Genomic DNA, 15,278 nt, shown 5'->3' with positions numbered 1-15,278 from the left:
GAGTAAGAAGATGCAGAGCGATAAAGTGCTCAATTTACCGGCAGGTTACTTTGGCATTGTGTTGGGGACGATAGGGATGGGATTTGCCTGGCGCTATGCCAGCCAGGTTTGGCAGGTCAGTCACTGGTTGGGCGATGGGCTGGTGATTCTGGCAATGATCATTTGGGGATTACTGACTAGCGCATTTATTACCCGACTCATACGCTTTCCGCATAGCGTGCTGGCGGAAGTGCGTCATCCAGTGATGAGCAGTTTTGTGAGTTTGTTTCCGGCAACAACGATGCTGGTGGCAATTGGTTTTGTCCCCTGGTTTCGTCCGCTGGCGGTGGGCCTGTTCAGTATTGGTGTGGTGATACAACTGACTTATGCCGCCTGGCAAACAGCCGGTTTATGGCGCGGTTCCCATCCTGAGGAAGCTACGACACCCGGACTTTATTTACCTACTGTTGCCAACAACTTCATCAGTGCAATGGCCTGTGGAGCATTGGGCTACACCGATGCCGGTCTGGTATTTTTAGGGGCTGGTGTTTTCTCCTGGTTAAGTCTTGAGCCGGTGATCCTTCAGCGTCTGCGCAGCTCGGGAGAATTGCCCACGGCACTGCGTACATCGTTGGGTATTCAGCTTGCACCGGCGCTGGTGGCATGTAGTGCCTGGTTGAGTGTCAACGGTGGCGAGGGCGATACGCTGGCGAAAATGCTTTTCGGTTACGGTCTGCTGCAACTTCTTTTTATGTTACGCCTGATGCCGTGGTATCTCTCCCAGCCGTTTAATGCCTCATTCTGGAGTTTCTCGTTCGGCGTATCTGCACTGGCAACCACTGGTTTGCATTTAGGAAGCGGTAACGACAATGGCTTTTTCCATACCCTGGCTGTGCCGTTATTTATTTTTACCAATTTTTATTATCGCATTACTGCTCATCCGTACTTTCGCGCTTCTGATGCAGGGAAAATTGTTAATCAGAACCGAGCGCGCCGTTTTAATGAAAGCTGAGGACAAAGAATGATCATTCGTGATGAAAACTACTTCACTGATAAATATGAATTAACCCGCACACACTCTGAAGTTCTGGAAGCGGTGAAAGTGGTTAAGCCGGGTAAAACGCTGGATCTGGGCTGTGGTAATGGCCGTAACAGCCTTTACCTGGCAGCCAATGGTTATGATGTCGAAGCATGGGATAAAAATGCCATGAGCATTGCCAACGTCGAACGCATCAAATCCATTGAAAAACTGGAAAATTTGCGCACCCAGGTTGTTGATCTAAATAGCCTGACCTTTGATGGACAATACGATTTTATTCTTTCTACCGTGGTGCTGATGTTCCTGGAGGCGAAAACCATTCCTGGACTGATTGCCAATATGCAGCGTTGCACCAAACCCGGTGGTTATAACTTGATTGTGGCAGCAATGGACACAGCTGATTTTCCATGTACCGTCGGATTCCCCTTTGCCTTTAAAGAAGGGGAGTTACGTCAATATTATGAAGGCTGGGAGATGCTGAAATACAATGAAGACGTGGGTGAACTTCACCGCACCGACGCTAACGGCAATCGTATTAAACTACGTTTCGCCACGATGCTGGCACGTAAAAAATAAGCTAAAGGGCAAGGTGCATGAAAATGCCCACGTTGAGATGTGTAACTGCTGTTTTTTTCGATAAGCATATTTTTTATCGATGTGATGTGAAATAAATCACAGTGGTTGAAGTTTTTTATCGGCTTAACTGCCTGAAATTTAACAACTGACGATTGACTCTGCCCCCTTTTCGTCATTGACTATATTGTCAGAAAAGGGGCTGGAAAATTTATTTTCACCAACACTTTTTTTGCCACAACACGAAGCGGTACTTTTTGCTATAACTTAAAAAGTAATATAATCATCTCAGGAAACTATTCATGCGTACCACATCAATTGCGAAAGTTGCGGCTTTATGCGGCTTGTTGGCTCTGTCAGGTTGTGCCTCTAAAATTACCCAGCCAGATAAATATTCTGGTTTTTTAAACAATTACTCCAACCTTCAAGAAACAACTTCAGCAACGGGCAAACCGGTATTACGCTGGGTTGATCCAAATTTTGATCAAAGTAAATATGACAGCATCGTCTGGAACCCAATCACCTATTATCCGGTGCCTAAACCTTCTACCCAGGTAGGGCAAAAAGTTCTGGATAGAATTTTGAGCTATACCAATACTGAAATGAAAGAAGCCATCTCACAGCGTAAACCACTGGTTACTACCGCTGGGCCTCGTAGTCTGATTTTCCGTGGTGCTATTACTGGTGTAGATACCAGCAAAGAAGGGTTACAGTTCTATGAAGTTGTTCCTGTCGCATTAGTGGTAGCGGGGACGCAAATGGCGACGGGTCACCGTACCATGGACACCCGCCTGTACTTTGAAGGTGAGCTGATTGATGCGGCTACCAACAAACCAGTTATCAAAGTGGTTCGTCAGGGCGAAGGTAAGGACCTGAATAACGAAAGCACACCAATGGCTTTCGAAAATATTAAGCAAGTTATTGATGACATGGCGACCGACGCGACCATGTTTGACGTTAACAAAAAGTAATGCCAGTCGCGCCATCGCAAGATGGCGCTTCTGATTATCGGCTTCTGTCAGCGAACAAATTCAATACTACATAACAGACACTACCGGCAATTAATCCCCAAAACGCCGAGCCAATACCTACCAGCGTCAGTCCACTTGCCGTTACCAGAAAAGCCACCACAGCAGCATCGCGCTCACGCTCATTATGCAAAGCCTGATACAAACTGCCTCCGATGGTACTCAACAGCGCCAGACCAGCCAGCATCTGGATCCAACTTACAGGCAGGGCAGCCATCATCCCAGTAATGGCACTGCCAAACAGACCCGCCAGTAAATAAAAGACGCCAGCCGCAGCGGCAGCCAGCCAACGCTGATCTTTGTCCGGGTGCGCCTCCGGGCTCTGGCAAATAGCCGCAGTGATAGCCGCAATACCTACGGAATAGACGCCGAAAGGAGAAAACAGAAGCGCCAGTAATCCAGTAAATACAATCAATGGCGAAACAGGAGCCGAATACCCAGCTGCTTTCATTGCCGCAATCCCCGGTGCGTTTTGCGAAGCCATCGTCACCAGAAAAAGGGGGAGTGCAACGCTCAAACTGTGAGCAAGCGAAAATTCAGGGGCGAGATAAGCGGGGAGAACGGGTTTGAAAACGATATCTTTTGTGACAACGTCACCTTGTGCGATAACGACCACGATCCCAACAATCATCGCCGTAATTACCGCATAACGCGGCGCAAAAGCCTTTGTCGCCAGCCACGCCAGCAACATACTACCGCATAACATAAACTGACCATCCAGGCTGGCAAACGCCTGTAAACCAAAGCGTAACAAAATTCCGGCCAGCATTGCCGCTGCCAGCGAGTGTGGAATAATACGCATCAGACGGGCGAATAATCCTGTCACACCACAGAGAACAATTAGCGCATTCGTGACAATAAAAACGCCGATGGCCTGGTTTAGCGTTAGTCCCTGTAACCCGGTGACCAGCAACGCAGCACCGGGTGTTGACCATGCGGTAAGAACAGGCACGCGATACCATAATGTCAGGGCAAGAGTACTGACGCCCATCGCCAGTCCCAGCGCCGTCATCCATCCGGAAATTTGCTCTGTGGTGGCTCCAGCGACGATCGCCGCTTGCCAGATTATTGCCGCAGAGCTGGCATAGCCAATCAGGACCGCCAGAAACCCTGCAAGCAGTGTGGGAGGAGGAATGGAAAACAGACGCATAGTTACCTCGTGCGTTATAGCGGACAGGCACCGTAGCATTTGTCCGTTATAACGCACAAGTGATAAACTCCCGTTTTGCAGGAGGAGTCGCATGGAAAATCTCGCTCGCTTTTTATCCACTACGCTTAAACATCTTCGTCAGCAGCGGGGCTGGAGTCTTTCGCGACTGGCAGAAGCGACGGGCGTTTCAAAAGCGATGTTAGGGCAGATTGAACGTAATGAATCCAGCCCGACGGTCGCAACATTATGGAAAATAGCTACCGGAATGAACGTACCGTTTTCGACGTTTATTTCGCCGCCGCAGACCGCTACGCCATCCGTTTATGATCCACAACAGCAGGCAATGGTGATCACTTCTTTATTTCCTTATGATCCGCAACTCTGCTTTGAACATTTCTCGATCCTGATGGCTCCCGGTGCAATAAGCGAATCGACACCGCACGAAAAGGGTGTTATCGAGCATGTTGTCGTCATTGATGGGCAGCTTGACCTGTGCGTTGGTGGTGAGTGGCGAAGCCTTAAAAGTGGAGAAGGTGAACGCTTTGCCGCAGATGTTGCCCATGCCTATTGCAACCGTGGCGAGCAAACCGTGCATTTTCATTCCATTATCCATTACCCGCGTAGTTGAACAGGAAAACTATTTCGCAACGTCGCGCTTGTGGCTAAAATAACCGCCTTTTTTCAGCTACTGGATAAGAAAGTGACCGTATCTTCTCATCGTCTTGAACTGTTAAGCCCGGCACGCGATGCTGCCATTGCCCGCGAAGCTATTTTGCACGGTGCCGATGCTGTTTATATCGGCGGCCCTGGTTTTGGTGCCCGTCATAACGCCAGTAATAGTCTGAAAGATATCGCCGAACTGGTGCCATTTGCCCATCGTTATGGTGCAAAAATTTTCGTCACGCTTAACACCATTTTGCATGACGACGAACTGGAACCGGCGCAACGACTGATTACCGATCTTTACCAGACAGGCGTCGATGCGCTGATTGTTCAGGACATGGGGATTCTGGAACTTGATATTCCGCCGATTGAACTGCACGCAAGTACGCAGTGTGATATTCGTACTGTAGAGAAAGCGAAGTTCCTCTCTGACGTTGGCTTTACCCAGATTGTGCTGGCGCGTGAGCTTAACCTGGAGCAGATTCGTGCGATTCATCAGGCCACGGACGCGACTATTGAGTTCTTTATTCATGGCGCATTGTGTGTGGCATATTCCGGTCAGTGCTACATTTCTCATGCACAAACGGGACGTAGTGCCAACCGTGGTGATTGCTCCCAGGCGTGCCGTTTGCCATACACGTTGAAAGACGATCAGGGGCGGGTGGTTTCCTATGAAAAACATCTGCTGTCGATGAAAGATAACGATCAGACTGCCAACCTGGGCGCGTTGATCGATGCGGGCGTGCGTTCTTTCAAGATTGAAGGGCGTTACAAAGATATGAGCTACGTGAAGAATATCACCGCCCATTATCGCCAGATGCTGGATGCCATTATTGAAGAGCGCGGCGATCTGGCTCGTGCTTCATCAGGTCGTACTGAACATTTCTTTGTGCCTTCGACAGAAAAAACCTTCCATCGTGGTAGCACAGACTACTTTGTTAACGCGCGTAAAGGTGACATTGGCGCGTTCGATTCGCCGAAATTTATCGGCCTGCCGGTGGGTGAAGTATTGAAAGTGGCGACAGATCATCTCGATGTTGCTGTCACCGAGCCACTGGCAAATGGCGATGGCCTGAACGTAATGATTAAACGTGAAGTGGTTGGCTTTCGCGCCAATACGGTAGAGAAAACCGGAGAAAATCACTACCGCGTCTGGCCAAATGAAATGCCAGCAGATTTGCATAAAATTCGCCCACATCATCCGCTTAACCGTAACCTTGACCATAACTGGCAACAGGCACTGACGAAAACCTCCAGCGAGCGTCGGGTAGCGGTAGACATTGAACTGGGTGGCTGGCAAGAACAACTCATTCTGACGTTAACCAGCGAAGAGGGTGTTAGCATCACTCATACCCTGGATGGGCAGTTCAATGAAGCGAATAACGCCGAAAAAGCGCTGAATAACCTGAAAGATGGCCTGGCAAAACTGGGGCAAACCATCTATTACGCCCGCAATGTGCAAATTAATTTGCCGGGGGCACTGTTTGTGCCAAACAGTCTGTTAAATCAGTTCCGCCGTGAAGCCGTAGAAATGCTGGATGCTGCACGTCTTGCCAGCTACCAGCGCGGCAGTCGTAAACCGGTTGCTGAACCTGCGCCGGTTTATCCGCAAACGCATTTGAGCTTCCTTGCTAACGTCTACAACCATAAAGCCCGCGAGTTCTATCATCGCTATGGCGTACAACTGATTGATGCGGCGTATGAAGCGCATGAAGAGAAGGGCGAAGTCCCGGTGATGATCACCAAACACTGCCTGCGCTTTGCTTTCAATCTGTGTCCGAAACAGGCGAAAGGTAATATTAAAAGCTGGAAGGCAACGCCGATGCAACTGGTTAACGGTGATGAAGTACTAACGCTGAAGTTTGATTGCCGCCCGTGTGAGATGCACGTCATCGGTAAAATCAAAAATCACATTCTGAAAATGCCGTTACCGGGAAGCGTTGTCGCATCTGTAAGCCCGGATGATCTGCTGAAAACATTGCCGAAGCGGAAAGGATAAAACGCAAGCTTTCAGGGATATTCACAACTCATTGAATCTGCATGATATTGTTGCCGGATAAGGCGTTCATGCCGCATCCGGCAACAAACGACTCAACGTTGTCCCGTTTCTGGTTTGCGTGATTTCTGCCAGTAATAATGCTCGCGCAAACCTTCCGCCGACTCTTCTGCCACAGCACGCAATTCATCGCTGTCCGCCTCATGACGCAGTTGATGATCCACATTCTTCACCCACAAAAATTCATGTCCTTTGTGTCCCGCCATGAGCTGTCCTGAGAACAGCGCACACGTTAATAAGACAACCGATAACGCTTTCGTAAACATCCCGCCACCCGTTTATTACATTTTGCCGCTATGATGCCGATAGTTTCTTTAAGTTATTATTCTGTTTTGCAAATTAGCGCAAAGAATTTCTGGAACCTGCCTTCCTGATTTGGCACTGCTTTCCACCATTGCGGCGAATTAGTGCTATTTTCGAGCAAATTAAAAAAGGATGTAAACATTAATGTTTACTTTGTTGATATACTCAGCGGCAGGGAGGCGATGTGAAACAAAGCGAGTTCAGACGTTGGCTCGAATCTCAGGGCGTCGATGTGGCGAATGGCAGCCACCATTTGAAACTCAGGTTTCAGGGGCGACGTAGCGTCATGCCGCGTCACCCCAGTGACGAGATAAAAGAACCATTGCGTAAAGCAATCCTGAAACAACTCGGTTTAAATTAATCGCCATCAGAAGGTTAATGACATGCGAGAGACAGTCAAAATTATGCGTTATCCCGTCACTCTTACACCTGCGCCGGAAGGCGGTTATGTGGTTTCTTTTGTAGATATCCCTGAAGCGTTAACGCAGGGAGAAACTGTTGCTGAAGCGATGGAAGCAGCAAAAGATGCCTTACTCACCGCATTTGATTTTTATTTTGAAGACAACGAGCTAATCCCGTTGCCTTCGCCATTAAATAACAACGATCACTTTATTGAAGTGCCTTTAAGTGTCGCTTCTAAGATATTGCTGTTAAATGCTTTTTTACAGTCAGATATCACCCAGCAAGAGCTGGCGAGGCGGATTGGTAAACCCAGGCAGGAGATCACTCGCTTGTTTGATTTGCATCATGCGACAAAAATCGACGCCGTCCAGCTTGCGGCTAAAGCCCTGGGCAAAGAGTTATCGCTGGTAATGGTTTAATTACAGTTAACGTAAAGTTGTCATTTTTAACAACTGATATAGACTGCCGGATCACTTGCACATAATAACGATCCAATTAATGAAAAAATACCAGCAACTCGCAGAACTATTACGTGAGCAAATTGCGTCAGGCATCTGGCAACCCGGCGACCGCCTGCCTTCTCTACGTGAACAGGTTGCGCTTTCTGGCATGAGCTTTATGACAGTCGGTCATGCTTATCAGTTGCTCGAAAGTCAGGGATATATTATTGCGCGGCCGCAGTCAGGTTATTACGTTGCGCCGCGCACAGTGAAATCACCGCAGGCACCTGCTATTCCCGTAACGCGTGATGAAACGGTCGATATTAACACCTATATTTTTGACATGTTGCAGGCCAGTCGCGATCCGTCGGTAGTACCGTTTGCTTCAGCCTTTCCCGATCCGCACCTGTTTCCGCTACAGCAACTGAACCGCTCACTGGCGCAGGTGAGTAAAACCGCCACGGCGATGAGCGTGATTGAAAACTTGCCGCCAGGGAATGCAGAACTGCGTCAGGCTATTGCTCGTCGCTATGCCTTACAAGGCATCACTATTTCTCCTGATGAAATTGTCATTACCGCCGGGGCGTTAGAGGCATTAAACCTCAGTTTGCAAGCGGTCACTGAACCGGGCGATTGGGTGATTGTCGAGAATCCTTGTTTCTACGGCGCGTTGCAGGCACTGGAGCGGCTACGGTTGAAAGCGTTATCGGTGGCGACGGACGTTAAAGAAGGGATCGATCTTCAGGCGCTGGAACTGGCGTTACAGGAGTATCCGGTCAAAGCCTGCTGGCTGATGACTAATAGCCAGAATCCACTCGGATTTACCTTAACGCCACAGAAAAAAGCGCGGCTGGTAGCGTTGCTCAATCAGTACAACGTGATGTTAATTGAAGATGACGTTTACAGTGAGCTTTACTTTGGTCGGGAAAAACCGCTGCCTGCGAAAGCGTGGGATCGTCACGATGGTGTACTGCTTTGCTCATCATTTTCTAAATGTCTGGTGCCAGGTTTTCGCATTGGTTGGGTCGCCGCCGGAAAACATGCACGCAAAATCCAGCGATTGCAGTTGATGAGCACGCTTTCCACAAGTTCACCAATGCAGCTTGCACTGGTGGATTACCTTTCTACTCGCCGTTACGATGCCCATCTTCGTCGTCTACGTCGTCAGCTTGCGGAACGTAAACAACGTGCCTGGCAGGCGCTGCTGCGTTATCTGCCTGCGGAAGTAAAAATTCATCATAATGACAGCGGTTATTTTCTCTGGCTGGAGCTTCCCGAACCGTTAGATGCGGGCGAATTAAGCGTTCAGGCATTGGCGCATCACATCAGCATTGCGCCGGGTAAAATGTTTTCTACTGGCGAAAGTTGGTCACGTTTTTTTCCGTTTTTAATACTGCATGGCAGTGGGGGGAGCGCGAAGAACGGGCGGTTAAACAATTAGGTCACCTTATTAAAGAATACCTGAAATAGATCCCCATTTAATTTCTCTCAGGTTGGGTAATATGAATTTCTAATACAAGCTATATTTCCTAACCCCTTGTCTATACTCCAGAAGATAGCCTCACAAACGGCATAATGCGCGTTAGCTCACATCCTGATTAAATTTTCTCGGGGGCGAGGGTGCGCCTGCAAGCCGCCGTCTATGGTTAAACAAGGAGATATTTTTACGGCACGGCGGCTGAACAATTAATTACGACAGGAGTAAGACCTTATGAGCAAGACATTTGCCCGCAGCAGCCTGTGTGCGCTTACCATGACATTAATGACCGCCCACGCCGCCGAACAGCCTACCAATTTAGATAAACCGGAAGGACGACTGGATATTATCGCCTGGCCGGGATACATCGAACGCGGACAAACCGATAAACAATACGACTGGGTGACGCAATTTGAAAAAGAAACAGGTTGCGCGGTCAATGTGAAAACTGCGGCGACTTCCGATGAAATGGTCAGCCTGATGACCAAAGGAGGTTACGATCTGGTCACGGCGTCCGGCGATGCCTCGCTGCGTTTGATTATGGGTAAACGCGTGCAGCCGATTAATACTGCGTTGATTCCCAACTGGAAAACGCTCGATCCGCGCGTGGTTAAAGGCGACTGGTTTAACGTGGGCGGCAAAGTCTATGGCACGCCATATCAATGGGGTCCGAACCTGTTGATGTACAACACCAAAACCTTCCCGACACCACCAGATAGCTGGCAAGTGGTTTTTGTTGAGCAGAATCTACCGGACGGTCAGAGTAATAAAGGCCGCGTACAGGCTTATGACGGCCCTATCTACATTGCGGATGCTGCCCTGTTCGTCAAAGCGACTCAGCCGCAGTTGGGCATCAGCGATCCGTATCAACTCACCGAACAACAGTACCAGGCGGTGCTGAAAGTGCTGCGCGATCAACATGGCTTGATCCATCGCTACTGGCATGACACCAGCGTGCAAATGAGCGATTTCAAGAACGAGGGCGTGGTGGCCTCCAGCGCCTGGCCGTATCAGGCCAACGCATTGAAAGGCGAAGGCCAACCGATCGCCACCGTCTTCCCGAAAGAGGGTGTTACCGGCTGGGCAGACACCACCATGCTACATAGCGAAGCGAAACATCCGGTTTGCGCCTACAAATGGATGAACTGGTCATTAACGCCGAAGGTGCAGGGCGATGTAGCGGCCTGGTTTGGTTCGCTGCCGGTAGTACCGGAAGGCTGCAAAGCCAGTCCGTTGCTGGGCGATAAAGGCTGTGAAACCAACGGCTTTAACTATTTCGATAAAATCGCCTTCTGGAAAACGCCTATAGCCGAAGGGGGCAAGTTTGTTCCCTACAGTCGCTGGACGCAGGATTACATTGCCATTATGGGCGGTCGCTAACTTCGCTGGGGTGTTTTATGACGTACGCAGTGGAGTTTGACAACGTCTCGCGGTTGTACGGCGACGTGCGCGCGGTAGATGGCGTCAGTATTGCGATAAAAGATGGTGAGTTCTTCTCTATGCTGGGACCGTCCGGTTCCGGCAAAACCACCTGCCTGCGCCTGATTGCTGGCTTCGAACAGCTTTCCGGCGGGGCGATTGCTATCTTCGGCAAACCGGCCAGTAATCTACCGCCGTGGGAGCGGGACGTGAATACCGTCTTCCAGGACTATGCGCTGTTTCCCCATATGTCGATTCTCGAGAATGTGGCCTACGGGCTGATGGTTAAAGGCGTGGATAAAAAGCAGCGCTACGCAATGGCGCAAGAGGCGCTGGAGAAAGTGGCGTTGGGGTTTGTACAGCAACGTAAACCGTCCCAGCTTTCTGGTGGTCAGCGCCAGCGAGTCGCCATCGCCAGAGCACTGGTGAACGAACCGCGCGTGTTGTTGCTGGATGAACCGCTCGGCGCGCTGGATCTCAAATTGCGTGAGCAAATGCAGCTTGAGCTGAAAAAGCTGCAACAGTCGCTCGGTATCACTTTTATTTTCGTTACCCACGATCAGGGCGAAGCGTTGTCGATGTCCGATCGTGTGGCGGTTTTCAATAATGGACGCATTGAGCAGGTCGATTCCCCGCGCGATCTCTATATGCGCCCGCGCACGCCGTTTGTTGCGGGATTCGTCGGGACATCCAACGTTTTTTGATCCGCTAATGGCCGAGAATCTTTGCGGCATGATGGGCAGTTTTGCCCTGCGGCCGGAACATATTCGCCTGAATACACCAGGTGAAGTGCAGGCCAATGGCACGATTCAGGCGGTGCAATATCAGGGGGCAACCACACGTTTTGAACTGAAACTTAACAGCGGTGAAAAACTGCTGGTTAGCCAGGCAAATGTAAAGGGCGAAGACTTACCCAACACGCTCACGGCTGGTCAACAGGTGATGGTTTCCTGGGCGCGTGATGTGATGGTGCCACTGGTTGAGGAGAGGTGAATGGCGATGAACGTCTTGCAATCACCTTCACGTCCAGGTCTGGGTAAGGTGTCCGGTTTCTTCTGGCGTAATCCGGGGCTGGGGCTGTTTTTGCTGCTGCTTGGCCCTCTAATGTGGTTTGGTATTGTCTATTTCGGCTCGCTGCTGACGTTGTTATGGCAGGGCTTTTATACCTTTGACGATTTCACCATGTCGGTAACGCCGGAACTGACGCTGGCGAATATCCGTGCGCTGTTTAATCCGGCGAATTACGACATCATTCTCCGCACACTGACAATGGCTGTGGCAGTCACTATCGCCAGTGCTATTCTGGCCTTTCCGATGGCGTGGTATATGGCGCGCTATACCAGCGGCAAAATGAAAGCGTTCTTTTACATTGCGGTGATGTTGCCCATGTGGGCAAGCTACATTGTTAAAGCCTATGCCTGGACCTTATTGCTGGCTAAAGACGGTGTGGCGCAGTGGTTTTTACAACATCTGGGGCTGGAGCCACTACTCACGGCATTTCTCACACTACCGGCAGTGGGTGGTAATACGCTGTCAACTTCCGGGCTGGGGCGCTTTCTGGTGTTTCTCTATATCTGGTTGCCGTTCATGATCCTGCCCGTGCAGGCAGCGCTTGAGCGTTTGCCGCCGTCATTGTTGCAGGCGTCGGCTGATCTTGGTGCGCGTCCACGACAAACCTTTCGCTATGTGGTGCTGCCGCTGGCGATCCCGGGTATTGCCGCTGGCTCTATCTTTACCTTCTCACTCACACTGGGCGATTTTATCGTCCCGCAGCTGGTTGGCCCTCCAGGATATTTTATCGGCAATATGGTTTATTCCCAGCAGGGGGCGATTGGCAATATGCCGATGGCTGCGGCTTTTACTCTGGTGCCGATAGTCCTTATCGCACTCTATCTGGCGTTCGTGAAACGTCTGGGAGCGTTCGATGCACTCTGAACGCGCACCGTTTTTCCTCAAACTGGCGGCCTGGGGCGGCGTGGTTTTCCTACATTTTCCCATCCTGATTATCGCCGCTTATGCGTTTAACACTGAAGATGCGGCGTTTAGTTTTCCACCGCAAGGCCTGACGCTGCGCTGGTTTAGCGTGGCAGCACAGCGTAGTGATATTCTTGATGCCGTGACACTGTCACTTAAAGTGGCGTCGCTGGCGACGTTAATTGCGCTGGTGTTAGGGACGCTGGCAGCTGCCGCGCTGTGGCGACGAGACTTTTTCGGCAAAAACGCCATTTCGCTGTTACTGCTGCTGCCCATTGCGCTGCCGGGCATTGTCACGGGTCTGGCGCTATTAACCGCGTTTAAAACCATCAATCTGGAGCCTGGCTTTTTCACCATCGTCGTCGGGCATGCGACTTTTTGTGTTGTGGTGGTATTTAACAATGTCATCGCCCGTTTTCGCCGCACCTCGTGGAGTCTGGTTGAGGCGTCAATGGATCTTGGGGCCAATGGCTGGCAAACCTTCCGCTACGTAGTGTTGCCGAATCTTAGTTCGGCGCTACTGGCAGGAGGGATGCTGGCGTTTGCCTTGTCGTTCGATGAAATCATCGTTACGACCTTTACGGCAGGTCATGAACGAACGTTACCGTTGTGGTTGCTCAATCAGCTTGGGCGACCACGTGATGTACCGGTAACTAACGTGGTGGCACTGCTGGTTATGTTGGTAACAACCTTGCCGATCCTGGGAGCCTGGTGGCTAACCCGCGAAGGCGACAATGGTCAATAACCACTGATACAGGAATATGCTATGCAACATAAGTTACTGATTAACGGAGAACTGGTTAGCGGCGAAGGGGAAAAACAGCCTGTCTATAATCCGGCAACGGGGGACGTTTTACTGGAGATTGCCGAGGCATCCGCAGAGCAGGTCGATGCTGCTGTGCGCGCGGCAGATGCAGCATTTGCCGAATGGGGGCAAACCACGCCGAAGGTCCGCGCAGAATGCCTGCTGAAACTGGCTGATGTTATTGAAGAAAATGGTCAGGTTTTTGCCGAACTGGAGTCCCGTAACTGTGGCAAACCGCTGCATAGTGCGTTCAATGATGAAATCCCTGCGATTGTCGATGTCTTTCGCTTTTTCGCCGGTGCGGCGCGCTGTCTGAATGGTCTGGCGGCAGGTGAATATCTTGAGGGACATACTTCTATGATCCGCCGCGATCCGTTGGGCGTTGTGGCTTCTATTGCACCCTGGAACTACCCATTGATGATGGCCGCATGGAAACTGGCTCCGGCACTGGCGGCGGGGAACTGCGTGGTACTTAAACCATCAGAAATCACGCCGCTGACCGCACTAAAACTTGCAGAGCTGGCGAAAGATATCTTCCCGCCGGGCGTGATCAACGTACTGTTTGGCCGGGGCCAGACCGTGGGCGATCCGCTGACCGGGCATCAAAAAGTGCGCATGGTTTCGCTGACGGGGTCTATCGCCACCGGTGAGCACATCATCAGCCATACCGCGCCATCCATTAAGCGTACCCACATGGAGTTAGGCGGCAAAGCGCCTGTCATTGTTTTTGATGATGCTGATATTGAAGCTGTGGTCGAAGGTGTACGCACGTTTGGTTATTACAACGCAGGGCAGGATTGCACCGCAGCTTGTCGAATCTACGCGCAAAAAGGCATTTACGATGCGCTGGTGGAAAAACTCGGCGCCGCTGTCGCAACCTTGAAATCGGGCGCGCCGGATGACGAATCAACAGAACTGGGGCCGTTGAGTTCCCAGGCTCATCTCGACCGCGTCAGCAAAGCAGTGGAAGAGGCGAAAGCGACGGGACACATTAAAGTGATCACCGGCGGGGAGAAACGAAAAGGTAACGGTTATTACTATGCGCCGACGCTGCTGGCAGGTGCGTTGCAAGAAGATGCTATCGTTCAAAGAGAGGTATTTGGTCCAGTGGTGAGCGTGACTGTCTTCGATAATGAAGAACAGGTAGTGACTGGGCAAATGACAGCCAGTATGGTTTAGCCTCTTCAGTGTGGACGAAAGATGTAGGTCGGGCGCATCGCGTTAGTGCACGTCTGCAATATGGCTGCACGTGGGTCAATACCCATTTCATGCTGGTAAGTGAAATGCCGCACGGTGGTCAGAAACTTTCAGGTTACGGCAAGGATATGTCACTTTATGGGCTGGAGGATTACACCGTTGTCCGCCACGTAATGGTTAAACATTAAGGATAATATTGTAGCCAGGGAGAGTGTGAGAAGATCTAACGCACTGTCAGAGAGTTGATATCTCTCTGACAGTGTGTACTGCGTGCAATATCGCTACATCAAATAAACCAACCAAATCTCATAGAGATAAGAGCAAACAATCCAACAGCAGCAAAGAGATTTATAAGCACTACAGTTCTACTGGAAACATTCATATTTTGCCACCTTTTGTCATAGCCCCTATGTGTATAGTACGGGTTAAGTAAATCCGCAATAATACTCATTCTGAAGATGGACAAGGGCAGCTCCCGGGTTATGGAAATATCTCAAATGGGTTGTAAAACTTGATGTACATCAAAAAATAACGCATATTTGCGCGCGTTTTATTCCTCTGGCTGGACGCCCGTACATGTCTCTTTATCAATACCTGCTTGTTTTTTATGCTGTTATGGCAGCTATCGCGTTTGTTATTACCTGGTTTCTTTCTCACGAGAAGAAGCACATTCGTTTTCTGAGCGCCTTCCTGGTGGCGGTGACCTGGCCGATGAGTTTTCCAGTGGCGCTGCTGTTTTCGCTGTTTTAAATCTTGAGCACTGGCTTGACGGC

13 protein-coding genes and 4 pseudogenes are annotated in these 15,278 nt (G+C 50.3%); 14 read left to right on the top strand and 3 right to left on the bottom strand.

The window, feature by feature from the left end; translation table 11 throughout:
- Window positions 1-10: 10 nt before the first annotated feature.
- From tehA to CRI63_RS22630, 3 genes and pseudogenes are all read left to right on the top strand, one after another.
- Window positions 11-1,004: pseudogene (gene tehA / locus CRI63_RS22640) on the top strand (dicarboxylate transporter/tellurite-resistance protein TehA).
- Complete coding sequence (gene tehB / locus CRI63_RS22635) at window positions 1,001-1,594, top strand: tellurite resistance methyltransferase TehB (protein WP_135489313.1); 594 nt, start codon at window positions 1,001-1,003, stop codon at window positions 1,592-1,594. Before tehA ends, tehB begins: the two are co-directional and overlap by 4 nt.
- A gap of 299 nt (window positions 1,595-1,893) precedes the next feature.
- Window positions 1,894-2,562: a DUF3313 domain-containing protein gene (locus tag CRI63_RS22630; RefSeq protein WP_064527441.1), complete on the top strand. Its 669-nt coding sequence runs from the start codon at window positions 1,894-1,896 to the stop codon at window positions 2,560-2,562.
- Between the two features lie 34 nt (window positions 2,563-2,596).
- Here CRI63_RS22630 and ydcO read toward each other — a convergent pair whose 3' ends face one another.
- Window positions 2,597-3,808, bottom strand: coding sequence for a BenE family transporter YdcO (ydcO, locus tag CRI63_RS22625; protein ID WP_135520867.1), 1,212 nt, complete (start codon window positions 3,806-3,808; stop codon window positions 2,597-2,599).
- Between the two features lie 52 nt (window positions 3,809-3,860).
- Between ydcO and CRI63_RS22620 the strand changes: the two genes are divergently transcribed.
- Both CRI63_RS22620 and rlhA read left to right on the top strand, forming a co-directional pair.
- Complete coding sequence (locus CRI63_RS22620; RefSeq protein ID WP_130260852.1) at window positions 3,861-4,397, top strand: XRE family transcriptional regulator; 537 nt, start codon at window positions 3,861-3,863, stop codon at window positions 4,395-4,397.
- A gap of 72 nt (window positions 4,398-4,469) precedes the next feature.
- Complete coding sequence (gene rlhA, locus CRI63_RS22615) at window positions 4,470-6,431, top strand: 23S rRNA 5-hydroxycytidine C2501 synthase (protein WP_135520865.1); 1,962 nt, start codon at window positions 4,470-4,472, stop codon at window positions 6,429-6,431.
- 92 nt (window positions 6,432-6,523) lie between these two features.
- Here rlhA and CRI63_RS22610 read toward each other — a convergent pair whose 3' ends face one another.
- Window positions 6,524-6,754, bottom strand: a complete 231-nt coding sequence (locus CRI63_RS22610) for a YncJ family protein (RefSeq protein ID WP_130219296.1) — start codon at window positions 6,752-6,754, stop codon at window positions 6,524-6,526.
- Between the two features lie 221 nt (window positions 6,755-6,975).
- Here CRI63_RS22610 and CRI63_RS22605 point away from each other — a divergent pair, with 221 nt between their 5' ends.
- The 8 genes and pseudogenes from CRI63_RS22605 to patD all read left to right on the top strand — a co-directional run bounded on the left by CRI63_RS22605 (window position 6,976) and on the right by patD (window position 14,693).
- On the top strand, window positions 6,976-7,152 hold the full coding sequence (locus tag CRI63_RS22605) for a type II toxin-antitoxin system HicA family toxin (protein WP_135489312.1): 177 nt from the start codon (window positions 6,976-6,978) through the stop codon (window positions 7,150-7,152).
- Between the two features lie 43 nt (window positions 7,153-7,195).
- Window positions 7,196-7,612 (top strand): type II toxin-antitoxin system antitoxin HicB, encoded by a 417-nt coding sequence (hicB, locus tag CRI63_RS22600; protein WP_135404470.1) that lies wholly within the window; start codon window positions 7,196-7,198, stop codon window positions 7,610-7,612.
- 79 nt (window positions 7,613-7,691) lie between these two features.
- A pseudogene (locus tag CRI63_RS22595) lies at window positions 7,692-9,103 on the top strand (PLP-dependent aminotransferase family protein).
- Between the two features lie 241 nt (window positions 9,104-9,344).
- Window positions 9,345-10,490 carry a putative ABC transporter substrate-binding protein YdcS gene (gene ydcS, locus CRI63_RS22590; RefSeq protein WP_130222684.1) on the top strand — a complete coding sequence of 382 codons (1,146 nt, stop codon included), beginning with the start codon at window positions 9,345-9,347 and terminating at the stop codon, window positions 10,488-10,490.
- 17 nt (window positions 10,491-10,507) lie between these two features.
- Window positions 10,508-11,522, top strand: a pseudogene (locus tag CRI63_RS22585) (ABC transporter ATP-binding protein).
- Entirely contained in the window at window positions 11,523-12,464 is a 942-nt protein-coding gene (locus CRI63_RS22580; RefSeq protein WP_001251315.1) for an ABC transporter permease, read from the top strand. It begins immediately after the preceding pseudogene.
- On the top strand, window positions 12,454-13,248 hold the full coding sequence (locus CRI63_RS22575; protein WP_130259058.1) for an ABC transporter permease: 795 nt from the start codon (window positions 12,454-12,456) through the stop codon (window positions 13,246-13,248). The genes CRI63_RS22580 and CRI63_RS22575 overlap by 11 nt, the downstream gene beginning before the upstream one ends.
- Window positions 13,249-13,269: 21 nt before the next feature.
- A pseudogene (patD, locus tag CRI63_RS22570) lies at window positions 13,270-14,693 on the top strand (aminobutyraldehyde dehydrogenase).
- 98 nt (window positions 14,694-14,791) lie between these two features.
- Here the strand turns inward: patD and yncL are convergent.
- Complete coding sequence (gene yncL / locus CRI63_RS22565) at window positions 14,792-14,887, bottom strand: stress response membrane protein YncL (RefSeq protein ID WP_074399477.1); 96 nt, start codon at window positions 14,885-14,887, stop codon at window positions 14,792-14,794.
- 194 nt (window positions 14,888-15,081) lie between these two features.
- Between yncL and CRI63_RS22560 the strand changes: the two genes are divergently transcribed.
- Window positions 15,082-15,255 (top strand): GhoT/OrtT family toxin, encoded by a 174-nt coding sequence (locus CRI63_RS22560; protein WP_130219308.1) that lies wholly within the window; start codon window positions 15,082-15,084, stop codon window positions 15,253-15,255.
- Window positions 15,256-15,278: the final 23 nt, after the last annotated feature.

The sequence above is a fragment of the Escherichia sp. E2661 genome (assembly GCF_004745185.1).
Lineage (GTDB): Bacteria > Pseudomonadota > Gammaproteobacteria > Enterobacterales > Enterobacteriaceae > Escherichia.
This window is presented reverse-complemented; position numbering and strand designations above follow the sequence as displayed.

Bases quoted from the DNA above. Each gene is read 5' to 3' on its own strand.
- CRI63_RS22610 (WP_130219296.1), bottom strand. From the start codon at position 6,754: ATGTTTACGAAAGCGTTATCGGTTGTCTTATTAACGTGTGCGCTGTTC.
- tehB (WP_135489313.1), top strand. From the start codon at position 1,001: ATGATCATTCGTGATGAAAACTACTTCACTGATAAATATGAATTAACC.
- CRI63_RS22620 (WP_130260852.1), top strand. From the start codon at position 3,861: ATGGAAAATCTCGCTCGCTTTTTATCCACTACGCTTAAACATCTTCGT.
- ydcS (WP_130222684.1), top strand. From the start codon at position 9,345: ATGAGCAAGACATTTGCCCGCAGCAGCCTGTGTGCGCTTACCATGACA.
- CRI63_RS22575 (WP_130259058.1), top strand. From the start codon at position 12,454: ATGCACTCTGAACGCGCACCGTTTTTCCTCAAACTGGCGGCCTGGGGC.
- hicB (WP_135404470.1), top strand. From the start codon at position 7,196: ATGCGTTATCCCGTCACTCTTACACCTGCGCCGGAAGGCGGTTATGTG.
- CRI63_RS22580 (WP_001251315.1), top strand. From the start codon at position 11,523: ATGGCGATGAACGTCTTGCAATCACCTTCACGTCCAGGTCTGGGTAAG.
- CRI63_RS22560 (WP_130219308.1), top strand. From the start codon at position 15,082: ATGTCTCTTTATCAATACCTGCTTGTTTTTTATGCTGTTATGGCAGCT.
- yncL (WP_074399477.1), bottom strand. From the start codon at position 14,887: ATGAATGTTTCCAGTAGAACTGTAGTGCTTATAAATCTCTTTGCTGCT.
- CRI63_RS22630 (WP_064527441.1), top strand. From the start codon at position 1,894: ATGCGTACCACATCAATTGCGAAAGTTGCGGCTTTATGCGGCTTGTTG.
- ydcO (WP_135520867.1), bottom strand. From the start codon at position 3,808: ATGCTACGGTGCCTGTCCGCTATAACGCACGAGGTAACTATGCGTCTG.